Here is a 16,493-nt window from a genome sequence, read left to right on the forward strand (position 1 = left end):
GCTCGCGCCGCCGGGCTACTCACCGAATTTCCTCCTGTCGCTGAACGAGCCGTTGCAACAACCTGTCCCTGTGTAGTGCATCGCCGGCAACCGCGATCGCGGTACGCGCGAGCGCCGTCGCCGCATCGATCACCGCTCGGTCGGCCGAGGCGTTGACGCTGGCCGCGGCGAAACCGGGCTGATGCGTCACCGCGCCATCGGCATCGATCCCGATGACCGGGTGTATCCCCGGGATGACGTTGGTGACGTTGCCCATGTCCGTGCTCCCGAGCGGTCGCTGCGCTTCGAGCTCGGGCGCGATCGGCGTCCGTCCCAGGCCGGCGATCTGCTCTCGATAGGCAGACAGTAGTGCCGGATCGGGGGTGAGCTCGGTATAGGTGGGCGCAAGCGTCCGTATGTCGTGGGTGCAGCCGGTCGCGAGGGCGCCCGCCTCGAAGCAATCGGATGCGCGACGCATCAGTTCGCCGAGGGATGCGGAGTCGGCTGCGCGTAGGTAGTACAGCAGTTCCGCACGTCCGGGCACGATGTTGGGGGCTACGCCGCCGTCGCCGACTATACCGTGCAGCTGCTGGCCGGGCCGCAGGTGCTGACGCAGCAGGCCGATGGCGACCTGCGCCACGGTGACCGCGTCCCCGGCGTTGCGGCCCTGCTCAGGGGCGGCGCTGGCGTGCGCTTCGCGGCCGTGGAAGACCACCGAGAGATCGGCGAGGGCCAGTGAGCGCGCACCGACGATGTCGTACGGGCCGGGATGGGCCATCATCGCCATCGCGATGTCGTCGAAGACGCCGCGCTCGAGCATCAGGATCTTGCCGCCGCCGCTCTCCTCGGCGGGCGTGCCGAGCACCACGACGGTGATGCCGAGCGCGTCGGCCACCTCGGCCAGCCCGAGCGCCGCGCCGGTGGTGCTCGCGGCGATGATGTTGTGCCCGCAGGCGTGCCCGATCTCAGGCAGGGCGTCGTACTCGGCACACAGCCCGACGGCCAGTTCGCCACTGCCGTAGCTGGCGCGGAAGGCGGTGGGCAGCCCGGCCACGCCGGTCTCGATCTCGAATCCGCGCGCGGCCAGCGTCGCGATCACCTTGGCGACGCTACGGGTCTCCTCGAAGGCCAGTTCGGGTTCGGCGTGAATCGCATGCGAGAGCCCGATCAGCTCATCGCGGGCGGCGGCGATGGCCGCGTCGGCCCGGAGCGCGAGGGCGGGGTCCGGGCGCGCGGTCCCGTCGCCGTGACGCGCGGCAGCCTCGCCGCGCCGAACGGTATCGGCGCTGCGCTGGTCGGACCGGCCGCTGCGCGGGGGTGACATGGCATTCAGTGTCGCACTGCGCACCGACCGGTCCGCAGGCCACCGTCGCGGCGGCGTGGCGGGAGTGGCCCGGCGGGGTTATCCGGCGGCGAACGCCAGGTTCTCCGGTGTGGTCGGCACGGCGAGCCCGGCCAGCGCGTTCGCGTGCAGGGCGCGCTTGATCACCGGCAGGTTCGGCTTGCGGTTGCCGGCCAGGGCCGCGGCCTGAGCGACGGCGGCGGCGACGAGCGCGTCGGCCTCGGCCTTACCGTCGACGATGCCCGCGGCGATCGCCTCGTCGGCCGGGAAGCGGTGCCCGGTGGTCATGGCCTTGACCGCGACCTGGTTGGTGAGCCGCTCGGTGAGCAGGGCGTTCATGCCGATGGTGAACGGCATGCCCAGGTGCACCTCGGGCAGGCTGTAGAAGCCGCGGTCGGCGCGCATCAGCCGGAAATCGTGCGAGGTGGCCAGCATGGCGCCCGCGCCGAAGGCGTGGCCGTTGATGGCGGCGACGGTCGCCATCGGGAAGGTCAGCAGCCGGGTGTAGATCGAATGCACGCGGTCGAGATAGCCGTGCATCTGATCCAGGTTGGCGAACAGCCAGTCGGTGTCGAGGCCGTTGCTGAAGAACTTCCCGGAGGCGGTGGTGACCAGCGCGGCGGGACCCTCGGACGCCTCGACGGTGTCGAGGTGGGCGTGGATCTCGGCGATCCAGTCCGGGTGGAAGCGGTTCTCACTGTCGGTCTGCCCCTCGTTGCCGAGGTAGAGCACGAACACATCCCCATCACGTTCCAGATACGGCATGCGTGCAGCGTATCGGTACCGGCGAGCAAGTCCTACTCACGGGTAGCAAGCGCTCGGGTGGGTTCGGTCACCTTGCGTACCCGCCCGAGGCGGCCCGGGGCCGATACAGTTGCCGTCATGCTTGCCGAACAGGCCGCCGCCGCGATCGCCGAACGGACCGGAGTGCCACGCCATCCCGTCGCGGTGGTGCTCGGATCCGGTTGGCAGGACGCCGTCATGGAGATCGGGACCCCCACCGCGTCGGTGTCGATGTCGGAGCTGCCCGGCATCGCGGTACCGACGGCGCTCGGGCATGTGGGCATGGTGCATTCGATACCCGTCGGCGAGACGCCGGTGCTGGTGCTCATGGGCCGTCAGCACCTGTACGAGGGCCACGCCCCCGATGACGTGGTGCGTCCGGTGCGCGCCGCCATCGCCGCGGGCGCGCAGACCGTGCTGCTCACCAATGCCGCCGGCGGTATCCGGCCCGGCCTGCATGTCGGCGAACCGGTGCTGATCAGCGATCACATCAACCTCACCGGCCGGACCCCGCTGTCGGGCGCGACCTTCGTGAACATGGTCGACGCGTGGGATCCGCAGCTGCGTGAGCTGGCCCGCCGGGTGGATCCGTCGCTCACCGAGGGGGTCTACGCGGGCCTGTCCGGGCCGCAGTACGAGACGCCCGCCGAGATCCGGATGCTGGCCACTCTCGGCGCCGATCTGGTGGGCATGTCCACCGTGCTCGAGGCCATCGCCTGCCGCGCCCTCGACGTCAGACTGCTCGGCATCTCCCTGGTCACCAACCTGGCCGCCGGCGTCACCGGCGAGGCGCTCTCGCACGCCGAGGTGCTGGCCGAGGGCCGGGCGGCGGCGCCACGCCTGGGCAAACTCCTGCGTGGCGTGCTGGAGCAGCTGTAGATGCTGCGCTTCGGGACGGCAGGATTGCGCGGGCCACTACGCGAGGGCCCCGACGGCATGAACGTGACCACGGTGAGCCGGGCCACGGCAGGAATCGCGGACTGGCTGCGTGAGCGCTGCCTCGGCGGCGGCCGGGTGATCGTCGGCCGCGACGCGCGCCACGGCTCGGCCGAGTTCGCCACCGCGGCCGCCGAGATCTTCGCCGCCGCCGGCTTCCCGGTGACGCTGCTGCCCGAACCCCTGCCCACCCCGGTGACGGCCTTCGCGGTGCGCGAGCTGGGCGCGGTGGCCGGCGTCCAGATCACCGCGTCGCACAATCCGGCCACCGACAACGGCTACAAGGTCTACCTCGACGGTGGCGCCCAGCTCCTGGCACCGGCCGACACCGAGATCGAAGCCAGGATCGAGGCGGTGACCGAACCGATCCCGCGCACTCCGGTGGCGCCGTCGGATGCCGATCTGGTGCGCCGTTACCTCGACCGGGTGACCGCGTTGCCGACGGTGATCGGCGGGCCGGGCGAGCGCGCGACCATCCGGATCGCGCTGACCCCGCTGCATGGCGTCGGTGGCGACACGGCCCGAGCCGCGCTGACCGCCGCCGGTTTCACCGACCTGCACGTGGTGGAGGAACAGTTCACCCCCGATCCGGACTTCCCGACCGTCGCCTTCCCGAACCCGGAGGAGCCGGGCGCGACGGATCTGCTCGTCGCCCTGGCCGAGCGCGTCGGCGCCGATCTCGCGATCGCCCTCGACCCCGACGCCGACCGATGCGCGATCGGTGTACCCGGCCCCGATGGCAGGGTGCGGATGCTGCGCGGCGACGAAACCGGTGTCCTCCTGGCCGATTACGTGCTGCACCACGCACCGGCCGATGCCCTGGTCGCCACGACGATCGTGTCCTCGCGGCTGCTGTCGCGGCTGGCGCCCGCGCGCGGCGCCCGCTACGCCGAGACGCTGACCGGCTTCAAATGGCTGGCCCGCGCGGGCGACGGGCTCGTATACGCCTACGAGGAAGCTATCGGGCACTGCGTCGATCCGGCCACGGTGCGCGACAAGGACGGCATCTCCGCGGCCGTGCTGGCCGCCGATCTGGTGGCGCGGCGGAAGGCCGCGGGGCGCACCTTGCTGGACGAACTCGACGCCTACGCGGTCGAATTCGGGGTACACGCGGGCGATCAGGTCTCATTGCGGCTCGCCGATCAGGCGAGTGCGGCGGCGTTGCTGGCGCGGCTGCGCGCGACGCCGCCGGACGTCATCGCCGGGACGCCCGTGCGGGTCACCGACCTGAGCACCGCGCGCGGCCGGATGCGTACCGACGCACTGATTTTCGAGGGCGAGTCGGCGCGAGTGGTCATCCGGCCGTCCGGGACCGAACCGAAGCTCAAGTGCTATCTCGAGGTCGTGCGGCCCGTCGCTGGGCCAGGTGACCTCGGGCAGGCGAGAGCGATTGCCGCGCAACAGCTCCGCGAACTGCGCGCCTACTGCGAGGCGCTGGGCGAATCATCGTGAGCACACGAACGCACGTCCCAGCGACGACCTCAGACGCGTAGCTGGGGCTCGAACCGCTGAGAGCTCTGACCGCCGAGCGCTTCTCGAACCGCACAGCTCGAACTGCTGAGCGCAGCTCGAACAGCTCTGCGGCCCGAATCGCTCAGCGCGGCCCGAATTGCCGGTCGCCGGCGTCACCGAGACCGGGCACGATATAGGCGTCGGCATTGAGGCCGGTGTCGATGGCCGCGGTGATCAGCTGCACCGGCAGGCCGGAATCCTCCAGCAGCGCAACCCCTTCCGGCGCCGAGACGACGCACAGCGCCGTGATGTCGGTGGCGCCGCGACCGGCCAGCAGTTCCAGGGTGTGCCGCATGGACCCGCCCGTGGCCAGCATCGGGTCCAGCACGAACACCGGAATCCCGGACAGATCGGCCGGCAGCGATTCCAGGTACGGCACCGGCTGATGCGTCGTCTCGTCGCGGGCGATGCCGACGAAGCCGACCCGCGCATCCGGGATGAGTGCTGCAGCGGCGTCGACCATTCCGAGCCCGGCCCGTAGCACCGGCACCAGCAGCGGGGGCTGCGCCAGCCGCGCGCCCTCGGTGACGGTGATCGGCGTGTTGATGTCGAACCGGGTCAGCGGCGCGTCGCGCAACGCCTCGTAGATCAGCAGGCCCGTCAAGTCCCGCAACGCCGAACGAAACGCCGAGTTGGGGGTGCGCTCGTCCCGCAGAACGGTCAGCAGAGCCGCGGCGAGCGGGTGATCCACAGTGTGCGTACGCATGAAGGAACGATAAAGTCGGATCAGGGTTCGCCGCCGTAGTCGCCGAAAACTTTTTCCGACGATCTGGAACCGATCGGCGGATCGCTGCGTCGAATCAGGTAGATGACATACTCTGCCCGGAAACGAAGACGATGGGGGAAGCTCTGATGAAGAGGATCTCAGCGGATACCGAGGGCATCGCCGCGTACGGTGCCACCGCCGGGGTGATGGCGGGCGAGCTCGCGGCGGCGGGAGCGGGAGCCGCCGGTGCGGGCCCGGCGCTACTGGGTCCGATCTTCGGTCTGATCGGCGGTGATTTCCTGGCCGCGTATGCCGCCACCCACGCGGGCCATGTCGCCGCGATCGGCCAGCTGTCGGCCGTGGTGTCGAGCATGAGCACCGCAGCGGTGGGTGCGGCGGCCAACTACGCGGGCACCGACACCGATATCGCCGACTCGCTGCGGACCACGTCCGCAGAAGGGTGAGCCGGTGATCGACATCAATGTGCTGGCGAAACCGATCTTCGATCTGCTCGCCAGTTTCGGTACCGGTGTGCTTCCCGTCGGCGGCCCCGGCGACGCACTGCGCACCACCTCGACCGCGATCGACCAGGTGCACGAGCTCGGCCGCAACAGCATCAACCAGATGAACAGCGTGTGGGACGGTAAGGGCGCCGACGCGGCGACCTCCAAGGCGCTGCGCGTGCAGACCAGCGCGGCCACCATCTCCGACCGCGGCAACGAAATGTCGACCGTCGTCGGCCAGGCCGCGGCCGAGGTGGAGACCGGGCAGAAGGATCTCACCGCCATCGCGCAGTCGTTCGTCGACACCGCGGTGGCCGCGGGCCCGACGCTGACCACTCCGGTCGGACTGAGCATGCTCGTCGGCTCGGCCATCGACCATCTCGGTCAGGCCCTCGGCGTGGTCGGCCGAGTGCAGAACGAGCTGTCCACGCACACCGCCTCGATGCAGCAGCTGGCCCCGCCGCCGTCGACCGCGCCCGCCAGCGTGGCCGCGCCGGTCAGCGCGGCCACCTCCGGCCTCGGCTCGATGGCTTCGGGTGTCATGGGCACGGCGGGCTCGATGCTCAGCACGGTGATGAGCTCGCCGTCCACAAGCTCGGGCTCGCGCAGCAGCAGCTCCGGCAGCCGGACCGCCACCAGCTCGTCGTCGAAGTCCGGTTCCGGCACCACCGGCAGCGGCAAGGCCACCGGCGAGGGCGTCATGATCACCCTGCCCGACGGCAGCCAGGTCGAAGCGCCCAACGAGAAGGCCGCCACCGCGGTGAAGGCCGCGATCGGCGCGGTCGGCACGCCCTACGTCTGGGGCGGCAACACCCCGGGCGCGGGCATCGACTGCAGCGGCCTGACGAAATACGCCTACGGCGAGGCAGGCGTCGAACTGCCGCGTCTGGCGCAGGAACAGCACATCGGACACACCCAGGTGTCCCCCGGCGACCTCATGCCCGGCGATCTGGCGGTCTGGGACGGCCACGTCGCCATGGTCGTCGGCAACGGTCAACTCGTCGAGGCCGGCGACCCGGTCTCCATCAGCGCGATCCGAACGGAGAACTTGGACATGGAGTTCTACGGCTTCTACAGGCCCACCGAATGAGCGAACAGCCGACGCCCGCCATCCCCAACGTCACGGTGGCGGCCAGCAGCAACCGATCCGGCACCATCTCGGTGCGCGCCACCGACCAGGGGATGCCGGTGGAGATCAAGTTCGAGCGCAGCGAATACCGTTACGGCGCACAGGCTCTCGCCGCGGAGATCCTGCGGCTCACCCAGCGCTCCACCGTCGCCGCCAAGGCTCGCCGCCGCGAGGTGCTCGCCGAGTCGGGCATGCCCGACGACATCCTCGACCGGCTCGGGCTGCCGACGCGCCAGCAGGCGGTGGACGAGCTGGACCGCATCGATGACGCCGACACTGGACAGACGAGCTGGATGAGGCCGGTATGAGCGCGGAAATGGACGCCCTGGTCGCCGGGGCCACGCAGAAACTCGAGGCGCTCGAGGCCGCGCTGTACGGCCTCAAGCAGGTGCGCGGGCGTTTCACCACCGAAGACGGCATGGTCAGCGCCGAGGTGAACAGCGACGGCGCGCTGGTCGCGCTGTCGCTGGCGGAAACGGTCACCTCGCTGCCGCCGGCCGAGGTCTCCCAGCTCATCATCTGGGCCTGCCGGCAGGCCGCCGAGGACGCCGGCGGGCAGCGCTCGAACGTCGTTGCCGCACTGAACGAGTCGTTCGCGGCCGACTCGCCGACCGCCACGGGCACCGTTGGGGCCAGCCCGGATAGTGCCTGAGCCAGAAGCTCGATAGGCTTCGGCACATGGCTTCTGGAGACATCGTCCCGATCGAGCTCGGTCTGACCGACGGCGATCTCGTCACCCTGTGGGCACCGCGCTGGCGTGACGGTGACGACGAGTGGGAGGCGTTCCTCGGCCACGAGGACGCCCTCTACGGGTTCGAGTCGGTCGCCGAACTAGCGGCGTTCATCCGGACCGATACCGACAACGATCTGGTCGACCATCCGGCCTGGAAGGTCGTGGCCGGGTTGTCGGCGGTGGAACTGGAGCCGGAGGACAACTTCACCTTCGACCTGATCGGGGTTCCCGAGCTGGTCGCGAGCGATCCGGACGCCGAGATCGTCGCCGAACTCGAGGACACCCTCGCCATGGTGCGCAATATCGGCGAGGTGTGCGAGCTGGAGGTGGTGACCAAGTTCTTCGGCTCGCATCCGGTGCTCGGCGCGCTGCCCAGCGGCATCAACGCCTTCGTCGGCCGCGACGGTGAGGAGCTCTGGGATCAGATCGGCGCGGCCATCGCCAAGGACTGGGACGCCGTCGTCGATGCCATCGACTCGGTGGTGCAGACCCCCGACGTGGATGCCGACGCCGTCGCGGTGGCCGAGGCCGAGCTGCTGGCCGCCGAGGAGAACGTGGTCGAAGCCGACGACGCGGCCGATGCCGACACCGATTACGAGCCGGTCGACCTCACCGCGGACAACGACGAAGCCGAAGAGGACGTCGAAGACGACGAGGACGAGTCGTTCTGGACCGAGGTCGGCATCGACCCGATCAAGATCGTCACCGGCGAGGGCACCTACTTCACGCTGCGCTGCTACCTCGACGACGAGCCGATCTTCCTCGGCAGCAAGGGCTCCATCACCGTGTTCAACTCAGAGCGCGCGCTGGCCCGCTACCTGGCCGACGATCACGAACACGATCTGGCCCGGGTGTCCACCTTCGGTGAGGTGCAGACCGCGGCAGTGGACGGCTCGCTCGAGGTCGAGGTCACCGACGAGAACGTCTACGTGCTGCCCGGCCTGGCCGAGGACCTCGGCGACGGCCCCGAATCGGTCGATATCGAACAACTCGACCTGGCCGTCGAACTGTTCACCGACGCCGCCGACTACGCCGACGACGACACCGTGGAGCAGGGCCTGGCCCAGTCCACCCCGCTCGGCTGGTACGTCTCCTACCTGCTGAACCCGGACCCGTCCCGGATGGCGCCCAACCCGCCGTTCACCGCCGAAGCGAAGGCCTGGCGGGAGCTGGAACGCAACTTCGAGTCGCGACTCGACCCGCAGTGATCCGCACCGGCTGGACCGGGCGTCGGTATCACGCCCGGTTCAGCCGGATCCAGATCTGCTCGGCCCGCCCGAGCAGGCGGCCGTCGGCGCCGTAGACGGCGGTGGAGGCGAACGATTTGCGTCCCTGTTCGCCCTGGTCGGCGCCCACGACGACGCACTTCTCCCCCACCTCGGGCAACGCGAACACACTCGCGGTCATCGATCCGAGCAGCGCCGGACGCTCCAGCATCTCCGGCAAGGCCCAGCCACCCGGGCAGTCCATCGCGGCCCACAGCAGCGTCGGGTCGATCGGCAGCGAATCGCCGGGCACCCACGGCGCGGCGACCACACCTGGTCGTACCGCGCCGGGCGCGAGCCCCAGCCCGTCGCGGCGGGCGGTTCCGCAGACGAAGCAGTACCGGAACATCTCGCTGTCGTTGCGGTAAGCCACGGAGGCCGCGTCGGCGTCGGCGAAGGTCACCGCGTCCGGAACCGTGCGCTCGAATGCCCCGGCCGCGGCTTCGGCGATGACGGTGGCGTCGTCGTACAGCCCGTCCGTGCGCAGCACCAGCGGCACATCGAGCGGCGCGGGCGCCCGCAGCGTCACCCGAACGGGCGCCGCGTCGGCCGAGGCGATCGCGTCCGGCCCCTGAGACTGTGCAACGGCAGCACAGTGGCGTGCGACCAGGCCGGCCACATAACCACCGTTGCCGGAGCCGGAAGGACCATTGAACCGGGCAGAAATCCGCAATTCCGTCACGAATTCAAACTAACCGTTGCCCGTCTCGGCATACGGTGCGCACCCGGCGATCGGTCCCTGCCCCGGCCCGCTGACGCGCCGGACCAGCTCGGCCCGGGGCGTTCACGAAGTCTGCGGCCATCCCCGGCAACACGCCTCCCGGCCCCTACCCCAGCAGCACCGCATACCCCGGCTTGATGATGTCGTCGATGATGCGCAGCCGATCCGGGAACGGGATGAACGCCGACTTCATCGCGTTGATGGTGAAGCGTTCCAGATCGCTCCAGCCGTAACCGAAGGTGTCGACCAGTTTCAGCATCTCCGCGCTCATGGTGGTGTCGCTCATCAGCCGGTTGTCGGTGTTGACGGTGACGCGGAAGCGCAGCCGGGCCAGCAGGTCGAACGGATGCTTGTCCAGCGAGGGCACCGCGCCGGTCTGCACATTCGACGATGGGCACAGCTCCAGCGGGATGCGCATATCCCGCACGTAGTTGGCGACCACGCCCAGCCGGGCATCCTCGACCGCACCCGGTACGTGGATGTCGTCGGTGATGCGCACGCCGTGGCCGAGCCGGTCGCAGCCGCAGAACGCGAGCGCCTCGTGGATGGACGGCAGGCCGAACGCTTCGCCCGCGTGGATGGTGAAGTGGGCGTGGTTGGCGCGCAGGTATTCGAAGGCGTCGAGGTGGCGGGTGGGAGGGTAGCCGGCCTCGGCACCGGCGATATCGAACCCGCCGACGCCCTGGTCGCGGAACCGCACCGCCAGCTCGGCGATCTCGCGCGAGCGGGCCGCGTGCCGCATGGCCGTCAGCAGGCAGATCGCGACGATGGGCGTGCCCGCAGCCTCGGCCACTGCCATCCCCTCACGCAGACCTTCCAGCGTGTGCTCGACCACCTCGTCGAGGGTGAGCCCGGCTTCCAGATGTTGTTCGGGCGCGAACCGCACCTCGGCGTAGACGACGCCGTCGGCGGCCAGATCCTCGACGCATTCGCGCGCCACCCGGCGCAGCCCCTCCGGGGTCTGCATCACGGCCACGGTGTGGCTGAAGGTTTCCAGATAGCGTTCCAGCGATCCGCTGTCGGCGGCTTCGCGGAACCAGGCGGCCAACGCGTCGGCGTCGGTGGCGGGTAGCTGGTCGTAGCCGCAGTCGGCGGCGAGTTCGAGCACCGTGGCGGGGCGCAGACCACCGTCGAGATGGTCGTGCAGCAACGCCTTGGGCGCTTGGCGGATCGAGGCAAGGGTCAACGGCATCGGTCCAGTCATGTCCTGACGGTAGCCGCAGCGCGCCGAATCGGCAGCGGAGTGAGGCGTGGCGGTGGTCTCGGTGCGCCGCCGGTCTGGCGTCGATCAGTTCCCGATGCGGTCCAGGAACAGCGGCGGGGAGGCACCGTGGTCGCCGTCGGGGTCGATAGTTACGGCCGCGGTCACCGCCGCGACCGCATCCGGCAGCGCCTCGGGCGTATCGGTGTGCAGCGTGAACAGCGGACTGCCCGCACGCATCCACTCACCGACGCGCGCGTGCAGCTGCACTCCGGCGCCGGCCTGCACCGGATCGCCTTGCCTGGTCCGCCCCGCGCCCAGCCGCCAGGCCGCGATGCCCACGCCCATGGCGTCGAGCCGAGTGAGGACGCCGTCCGCGTCAGCGCAGACGGTCTCGGTGTCGGTGGCCCGCGGCAGCGGTGCGTCCGGATCGCCGCCCTGGGCGCGGATCATCGCCTTCCAGTGGTCCATGGCGCGGCCGTCGGCGAGCGCGGCGGCGGGGTCGGTGTCGATACCGGCGAGGGCGAGCATTTCCCGCGCCAGCGCCAACGTCAGCTCGACCACGTCGGCGGGCCCACCACCGGCCAGCACCTCGACGGCTTCGGCGACCTCGAGCGCATTGCCCGCGGTGCGACCGAGCGGAACATCCATCCCGGTCAGCAGCGCGACGGTGCGCACGCCCGCGTCCTCCCCCAGCTCGACCATCGTCGCCGCCAGTTCCCGCGCCTGCTCGACGTTCTTCATGAACGCGCCCGAGCCGACCTTCACATCCAGCACCAGCCCACCGGTGCCCTCGGCGATCTTCTTACTCATGATCGAGCTCGCGATCAGCGGAATGGACTCGACGGTTCCGGTGACGTCACGCAGTGCGTAGAGCCGCTTGTCGGCCGGCGCCAGATCCGCACCGGCCGCGCACACCACCGCGCCCGCGGCCGGGTCGGCGAGGATCTCGCGCATCCGGGGCACACTGAGATCGGCCTGCCAGCCGGGGATGGATTCGAGTTTGTCCAGCGTGCCTCCGGTGTGGCCGAGGCCGCGCCCGGACAGCTGCGGCACCGCAGCACCGCACGCGGCGACCAGCGGCGCGAGCGGCAAGGTGATCTTGTCGCCGACACCGCCGGTGGAATGCTTGTCGACGGTCGGGCGGGGCAGGTCGGTGAAGTCCATCCGCTGCCCGGAGGCGATCATCGCCGCGGTCCAGCGCGCCGTCTCCCGCGGCGTCATCCCGCGCAGCAGCACCGCCATGGCCAGCGCCGACATCTGCTCGTCGGCCACCTCGCCGCGGGTGAAGGCGTCGATCACCCAGTCGATCTGCTCGTCGGAGAGCTGTCCGCCGTCGCGTTTGGTGGTGATGATGGATATCGCGTCCAGTGCCGTCACGATCGTCAGTCTCGCAGCCGCCGAGCCGGCTCGCCGGGGAAAGCGCCGCCGTGTCCCCACGGGCCGAGTCCGTTCTCAGCGCTGCCCGGCGTCCAGATCGTCCGGTCCGAACGCGTCCGGCAGTAGCTGCGCCAACCGCACCGCGCCCTGCCGATGATCCACCAGCAGATCCGCCCCACCGAACTCGTAGAGCACCTGACGGCAGCGCCCGCACGGCATCAGGATTTCGCCCCGGGAATCGCTCACCGATACCGCCAGTAAGCGGCCCCCACCGGTGCTCTGAAAGTTACCGACGAGTACACATTCGGCACACAGGCCGAGACCGTATGAGACATTTTCCACATTGCAACCGCTCACAATTCGGCCGTCGGCACAGAGAGCCGCCGCACCGACCGGAAAGCGCGAGTACGGAGCATGCGCATTGCGCATTACTCCAATTGCATTGTCACGCAGGAGTTTCCAGTCGATTTCGGTCATTCCGAACTCCCCTCGAGCCGGCCGCACCAGGGCATGGACGGACCACCGCACAACCCCTCACCCACCGGGAAAGGTAACCCTAACCTACCGGAAATGCACGCAACGCGCGGCACTCCGAATTAGTTCCGCGATTCGGAGAGGATTAGAGTCCAACAACAGATCGGTTCAGGTTCCCGGCGGCGGGCCGGAGCGCAGCCACAAGCGAAAAACTCCTGGTGGCCGCGAGCTGGTTTGCACCGGATTTCCGGCTCGAAGCGCCGGCGTCGGATCTGCGACCGGGTCCATCAACGACGTTGGAGGCACCGCACTCTATGACCACGATAGAAGCTCCGGCTCAGCCGAAGCGGAAGACGCTGTACCGAGGCGACCCCGGAATGTGGTCCTGGGCGCTGCACCGGATCACCGGTGTGACCGTCTTTTTCTTCCTCTTCGTGCACGTCCTGGACACCGCCCTGGTGCGCGTCAGCCCCGCCACCTACGACGACGCGATCGAGACCTACAAAACGCCGATCGTCGCCCTCATGGAGATGGGCCTGGTCTTCTGCGTACTGTTCCACGCGCTCAACGGTGTGCGAGTGATCCTGGTGGACTTCTGGTCCAAGGGCCCGCGCTACCAGCGCCAGATGCTCTGGGGCATCCTCGGCCTGCTGGCCGTGCTACTCGTGCCCGCCATCGGCCGGATGTTCTACCTACTGTTCACGGAGCACTGATCCATATGACCGCACCTGTACTCGGCAAGTCGTATGACCGCCCGGCGAGCCTGGATCTGCCCCGCTCCCCGCGCGCTCGCGCCAACAGCAACTTCGAGAAGTACGCGTGGCTGTTCATGCGCTTCTCCGGCCTGGCACTGATCGTGCTCGTCCTCGGCCACATGTCGATCATGCTGCTGCTCGACGGCGGCGTGAAGCGGCTCAACTTCGCCTTCGTGGCCGGCCGCTGGTCCAGCCCGTTCTGGCAGATCTGGGACCTGGCCATGCTGTGGCTGGCCCAGCTGCACGGCGGCAACGGGCTGCGCACCGTGATCGCGGACTACTCCCGCAAGGACTCGACCCGCTTCTGGCTGAACACGCTGCTGGTGCTGTCGATGATCCTGGTCATGGGCGTCGGCACCTACGTCATCTTCACCTTCGACCCCAACATCAGTTAGGAACAGGCCACCTCCGATGAGTGAATCCCGGATTCAGGAGCACCGCTACGACGTCGTCATCGTCGGCGCCGGTGGCGCGGGTATGCGTGCGGCGATCGAGGCCGGGCCCCGGGCGCGCACCGCGGTGCTGACCAAGCTGTACCCCACCCGCAGCCACACCGGCGCGGCGCAGGGCGGCATGTGCGCGGCGCTGGCCAACGTCGAAGAGGACAACTGGGAGTGGCACACCTTCGACACCGTCAAGGGTGGTGACTACATCGTCGACCAGGACGCCGCCGAGATCATGGCCAAGGAGGCCATCGACGCGGTGCTCGACCTGGAGAAGATGGGTCTGCCGTTCAACCGCACCCCCGAGGGCAAGATCGACCAGCGCCGGTTCGGTGGCCACACCCGCGATCACGGTAAGGCCCCGGTCCGCCGGGCCTGCTACGCCGCCGACCGCACCGGCCACATGATCCTGCAGACGCTGTACCAGAACTGCGTCAAGCACGACGTCGAGTTCTTCAACGAGTTCTACGCCCTCGACCTGGTGCTCACCGAGACCGAGCGCGGTCCGGTCGCCACCGGCATCGTCGCCTACGAGCTCGCCACCGGCGACCTGCACGTCTTCCACGCCAAGTCGATCGTGTTCGCCACCGGCGGCTCGGGCCGGATGTACAAGACCACCTCGAACGCGCACACCCTGACCGGCGACGGCATGGCCATCGTGTTCCGCAAGGGCCTGCCGCTCGAGGACATGGAATTCCATCAGTTCCACCCGACAGGCCTGGCCGGACTGGGCATCCTCATCTCCGAGGCGGTCCGCGGTGAGGGTGGCATCCTGCGCAACGCCGACGGCGAGCGCTTCATGGAACGCTACGCCCCCACCATCAAGGACCTCGCGCCGCGCGACATCGTCGCCCGCTCGATGGTGCTCGAGGTGCTCGAAGGCCGCGGCGCCGGACCGAACAAGGATTACGTCTACATCGACGTCACCCACCTCGGCGAGGACGTGCTCGAGGAGAAGCTGCCCGACATCACCGAGTTCTCCCGCACCTACCTCGGTGTGGACCCGGTGAAGGAACTGGTGCCGGTGTTCCCGACCTGTCACTACGTGATGGGCGGCATCCCGACCCGCATCCGCGGCGAGGTGCTGCGCAACAACACCGACATCGTGCCCGGCTTGTACGCCGCCGGCGAATGCGCCTGTGTCTCGGTGCACGGCGCCAACCGCCTCGGCACCAACTCGCTGCTCGACATCAACGTCTTCGGCCGTCGCGCGGGCATCGCCGCCGCCGAATACGCCGAGCGCACCGAGTTCGTCGACATGCCGGAGAACCCGGCCAAGATGGTGCAGGACTGGCTCGCGCTGATCCTGTCCGACCACGGCAACGAGCGGGTGGCCGACATCCGCACCGAACTGCAGCGGTCGATGGACAACAACGCCTCGGTGTTCCGCACCGAGGACACGCTCAAGCAGGCCCTCACCGATATCCACGCGCTCAAGGAGCGGTACTCGCGGATCACGGTGCAGGACAAGGGCAAGCGCTACAACAGCGATCTGCTCGAGGCCGTCGAACTCGGCTTCCTGCTGGAGCTGGCAGAGGTCACCGTCGTCGGCGCGCTCAACCGCAAGGAATCGCGCGGCGGCCACGCCCGCGAGGACTACCCGGATCGCGACGACGTGAACTTCATGCGCCACACCATGGCCTACAAGGAGGGCACGGACCTGCTGTCCGACATCCGCCTCGATTTCAAGCCGGTGGTGCAGACCCGCTACGAGCCGATGGAGCGTAAGTACTGATGACTGCTGTTGCCGAAGCACCCTCTTCGCAGAAGCCGGCTCCGGTTCCCGAGGGTTCGACCATGATCACCGTGAAGGTGGCCCGGTTCAACCCGGAGGACGACAAGGGCGCGCACTGGGAGTCGTTCCAGGTGCCGGTCCTGCCGACCGACCGCTTCCTGAACGTGCTCATCTACATCAAGTCCTACCTGGACGGCACGCTCACCTTCCGGCGTTCCTGCGCCCACGGTGTGTGCGGTTCCGACGCCATGCGGATCAACGGTGTGAACCGGCTGGCCTGCAAGGTGCTGATGAAGGACATGCTGCCCAAGAACGGCAAGTCCATCACCGTCTCCGTCGAGCCGATCCGCGGCCTGCCCGTGGAGAAGGACCTCGTCGTCGACATGGAGCCGTTCTTCGACGCGTTCCGCGCGGTGAAGCCGTACCTGATCACCTCGGGTAACGAGCCGACCCACGAGCGCATCCAGAGCCAGGCCGACCGCGCCCGGTTCGACGACACCACCAAGTGCATCCTGTGCGCCTGCTGCACCACGTCCTGCCCCGTGTACTGGACCGACGGCAGCTACTTCGGCCCGGCCGCGATCGTGAACGCCCACCGCTTCATCTTCGACAGCCGCGACGAAGGCGCCCGCGAACGCCTCGACATCCTCAACGACGTCGAAGGCGTCTGGCGCTGCCGCACCACCTTCAACTGCACGGACGCCTGCCCCCGCGGCATCGAGGTCACCAAGGCCATCCAGGAAGTCAAGCGGGCGCTGCTGTTCGCACGCTGAGGTTGTGGGGTCCCACCGGATCCGCTGGATGATTCACGAAGGCCGCCTTCCCCGATCGGGAAGGCGGCCTTCGCCGTTCGTGGTGCACTCCGTCTCCGTAGCGGCGACGCACCCCGCTGCTCA

At 69.1% G+C, this 16,493-nt stretch carries 18 protein-coding genes; 11 read left to right on the forward strand and 7 right to left on the reverse strand.

Annotation, left to right across the window (positions count from 1 at the left end):
• Positions 1-19 precede the first annotated feature (19 nt).
• Both FEK34_RS00535 and FEK34_RS00540 read right to left on the reverse strand, forming a co-directional pair.
• Positions 20-1,303 carry a M20 family metallopeptidase gene (locus FEK34_RS00535; protein ID WP_249358727.1) on the reverse strand — a complete coding sequence of 428 codons (1,284 nt, stop codon included), beginning with the start codon at positions 1,301-1,303 and terminating at the stop codon, positions 20-22.
• 78 nt (positions 1,304-1,381) lie between these two features.
• Entirely contained in the window at positions 1,382-2,086 is a 705-nt protein-coding gene (locus FEK34_RS00540; RefSeq protein WP_138445919.1) for an enoyl-CoA hydratase-related protein, read from the reverse strand.
• Between the two features lie 117 nt (positions 2,087-2,203).
• On the opposite strand from FEK34_RS00540, the gene FEK34_RS00545 reads away from it, so the two are divergent.
• Both FEK34_RS00545 and FEK34_RS00550 read left to right on the forward strand, forming a co-directional pair.
• Positions 2,204-2,983, forward strand: coding sequence for a purine-nucleoside phosphorylase (locus tag FEK34_RS00545; RefSeq protein WP_138445920.1), 780 nt, complete (start codon positions 2,204-2,206; stop codon positions 2,981-2,983).
• Positions 2,984-4,492, forward strand: a complete 1,509-nt coding sequence (locus FEK34_RS00550) for a phospho-sugar mutase (protein WP_138445921.1) — start codon at positions 2,984-2,986, stop codon at positions 4,490-4,492.
• A 142-nt stretch (positions 4,493-4,634) separates the two neighbouring features.
• Here FEK34_RS00550 and upp read toward each other — a convergent pair whose 3' ends face one another.
• Complete coding sequence (gene upp, locus FEK34_RS00555; RefSeq protein WP_138445922.1) at positions 4,635-5,258, reverse strand: uracil phosphoribosyltransferase; 624 nt, start codon at positions 5,256-5,258, stop codon at positions 4,635-4,637.
• A 146-nt stretch (positions 5,259-5,404) separates the two neighbouring features.
• Here upp and FEK34_RS00560 point away from each other — a divergent pair, with 146 nt between their 5' ends.
• Genes FEK34_RS00560 through FEK34_RS00580 form a run of 5 tightly spaced genes read left to right on the forward strand, consistent with a single transcriptional unit; the run spans position 5,405 to position 8,831 of the window.
• The gene (locus FEK34_RS00560) at positions 5,405-5,722 is read left to right on the forward strand and encodes a type VII secretion target (RefSeq protein WP_138445923.1); all 318 of its coding nucleotides are present in this window, start codon (positions 5,405-5,407) and stop codon (positions 5,720-5,722) included.
• 4 nt (positions 5,723-5,726) lie between these two features.
• On the forward strand, positions 5,727-6,851 hold the full coding sequence (locus FEK34_RS00565) for a C40 family peptidase (RefSeq protein WP_138445924.1): 1,125 nt from the start codon (positions 5,727-5,729) through the stop codon (positions 6,849-6,851).
• Entirely contained in the window at positions 6,848-7,198 is a 351-nt protein-coding gene (locus FEK34_RS00570; protein WP_036533558.1) for a hypothetical protein, read from the forward strand. Before FEK34_RS00565 ends, FEK34_RS00570 begins: the two co-directional genes overlap by 4 nt.
• Positions 7,195-7,542, forward strand: coding sequence for a YbaB/EbfC family nucleoid-associated protein (locus FEK34_RS00575; RefSeq protein ID WP_138445925.1), 348 nt, complete (start codon positions 7,195-7,197; stop codon positions 7,540-7,542). Before FEK34_RS00570 ends, FEK34_RS00575 begins: the two co-directional genes overlap by 4 nt.
• Before the next feature lie 26 nt (positions 7,543-7,568).
• Positions 7,569-8,831, forward strand: a complete 1,263-nt coding sequence (locus FEK34_RS00580; RefSeq protein WP_138445926.1) for a primosomal protein — start codon at positions 7,569-7,571, stop codon at positions 8,829-8,831.
• 28 nt (positions 8,832-8,859) lie between these two features.
• Here the strand turns inward: FEK34_RS00580 and FEK34_RS00585 are convergent, their stop codons facing one another.
• From FEK34_RS00585 to FEK34_RS00600, 4 genes are all read right to left on the reverse strand, one after another.
• On the reverse strand, positions 8,860-9,570 hold the full coding sequence (locus FEK34_RS00585; protein WP_249358728.1) for a hypothetical protein: 711 nt from the start codon (positions 9,568-9,570) through the stop codon (positions 8,860-8,862).
• A 145-nt stretch (positions 9,571-9,715) separates the two neighbouring features.
• Positions 9,716-10,813: an adenosine deaminase gene (locus tag FEK34_RS00590; RefSeq protein ID WP_138445927.1), complete on the reverse strand. Its 1,098-nt coding sequence runs from the start codon at positions 10,811-10,813 to the stop codon at positions 9,716-9,718.
• Positions 10,814-10,897: 84 nt separating this feature from the next.
• Positions 10,898-12,190 (reverse strand): thymidine phosphorylase, encoded by a 1,293-nt coding sequence (locus FEK34_RS00595; RefSeq protein WP_212748675.1) that lies wholly within the window; start codon positions 12,188-12,190, stop codon positions 10,898-10,900.
• A gap of 75 nt (positions 12,191-12,265) precedes the next feature.
• On the reverse strand, positions 12,266-12,667 hold the full coding sequence (locus FEK34_RS00600; RefSeq protein WP_138445928.1) for a cytidine deaminase: 402 nt from the start codon (positions 12,665-12,667) through the stop codon (positions 12,266-12,268).
• 311 nt (positions 12,668-12,978) lie between these two features.
• On the opposite strand from FEK34_RS00600, the gene sdhC reads away from it, so the two are divergent.
• Genes sdhC through FEK34_RS00620 form a run of 4 tightly spaced genes read left to right on the forward strand, consistent with a single transcriptional unit; the run spans position 12,979 to position 16,370 of the window.
• Positions 12,979-13,377, forward strand: a complete 399-nt coding sequence (sdhC, locus tag FEK34_RS00605) for a succinate dehydrogenase, cytochrome b556 subunit (protein ID WP_138445929.1) — start codon at positions 12,979-12,981, stop codon at positions 13,375-13,377.
• Positions 13,378-13,382: 5 nt separating this feature from the next.
• The gene (locus tag FEK34_RS00610; RefSeq protein ID WP_138445930.1) at positions 13,383-13,814 is read left to right on the forward strand and encodes a succinate dehydrogenase hydrophobic membrane anchor subunit; all 432 of its coding nucleotides are present in this window, start codon (positions 13,383-13,385) and stop codon (positions 13,812-13,814) included.
• Between the two features lie 16 nt (positions 13,815-13,830).
• Positions 13,831-15,597 (forward strand): succinate dehydrogenase flavoprotein subunit, encoded by a 1,767-nt coding sequence (gene sdhA / locus FEK34_RS00615; protein WP_085996156.1) that lies wholly within the window; start codon positions 13,831-13,833, stop codon positions 15,595-15,597.
• Positions 15,597-16,370 (forward strand): succinate dehydrogenase iron-sulfur subunit, encoded by a 774-nt coding sequence (locus FEK34_RS00620; RefSeq protein WP_138445931.1) that lies wholly within the window; start codon positions 15,597-15,599, stop codon positions 16,368-16,370. Before sdhA ends, FEK34_RS00620 begins: the two co-directional genes overlap by 1 nt.
• The last annotated feature ends 123 nt before the right edge of the window (positions 16,371-16,493 follow it).

The sequence above is a fragment of the Nocardia cyriacigeorgica genome (genome assembly GCF_005863245.1).
Taxonomy (GTDB): Bacteria; Actinomycetota; Actinomycetes; order Mycobacteriales; family Mycobacteriaceae; genus Nocardia; species Nocardia cyriacigeorgica_C.

Bases quoted from the DNA above. Each gene is read 5' to 3' on its own strand.
- FEK34_RS00535 (WP_249358727.1), bottom strand. From the start codon at position 1,303: ATGTCACCCCCGCGCAGCGGCCGGTCCGACCAGCGCAGCGCCGATACC.
- FEK34_RS00540 (WP_138445919.1), bottom strand. From the start codon at position 2,086: ATGCCGTATCTGGAACGTGATGGGGATGTGTTCGTGCTCTACCTCGGC.
- FEK34_RS00545 (WP_138445920.1), top strand. From the start codon at position 2,204: ATGCTTGCCGAACAGGCCGCCGCCGCGATCGCCGAACGGACCGGAGTG.
- FEK34_RS00550 (WP_138445921.1), top strand. From the start codon at position 2,984: ATGCTGCGCTTCGGGACGGCAGGATTGCGCGGGCCACTACGCGAGGGC.
- upp (WP_138445922.1), bottom strand. From the start codon at position 5,258: ATGCGTACGCACACTGTGGATCACCCGCTCGCCGCGGCTCTGCTGACC.
- FEK34_RS00560 (WP_138445923.1), top strand. From the start codon at position 5,405: ATGAAGAGGATCTCAGCGGATACCGAGGGCATCGCCGCGTACGGTGCC.
- FEK34_RS00570 (WP_036533558.1), top strand. From the start codon at position 6,848: ATGAGCGAACAGCCGACGCCCGCCATCCCCAACGTCACGGTGGCGGCC.
- FEK34_RS00575 (WP_138445925.1), top strand. From the start codon at position 7,195: ATGAGCGCGGAAATGGACGCCCTGGTCGCCGGGGCCACGCAGAAACTC.
- FEK34_RS00580 (WP_138445926.1), top strand. From the start codon at position 7,569: ATGGCTTCTGGAGACATCGTCCCGATCGAGCTCGGTCTGACCGACGGC.
- FEK34_RS00590 (WP_138445927.1), bottom strand. From the start codon at position 10,813: ATGACTGGACCGATGCCGTTGACCCTTGCCTCGATCCGCCAAGCGCCC.
- FEK34_RS00600 (WP_138445928.1), bottom strand. From the start codon at position 12,667: ATGACCGAAATCGACTGGAAACTCCTGCGTGACAATGCAATTGGAGTA.
- sdhC (WP_138445929.1), top strand. From the start codon at position 12,979: ATGACCACGATAGAAGCTCCGGCTCAGCCGAAGCGGAAGACGCTGTAC.
- FEK34_RS00610 (WP_138445930.1), top strand. From the start codon at position 13,383: ATGACCGCACCTGTACTCGGCAAGTCGTATGACCGCCCGGCGAGCCTG.
- sdhA (WP_085996156.1), top strand. From the start codon at position 13,831: ATGAGTGAATCCCGGATTCAGGAGCACCGCTACGACGTCGTCATCGTC.
- FEK34_RS00620 (WP_138445931.1), top strand. From the start codon at position 15,597: ATGACTGCTGTTGCCGAAGCACCCTCTTCGCAGAAGCCGGCTCCGGTT.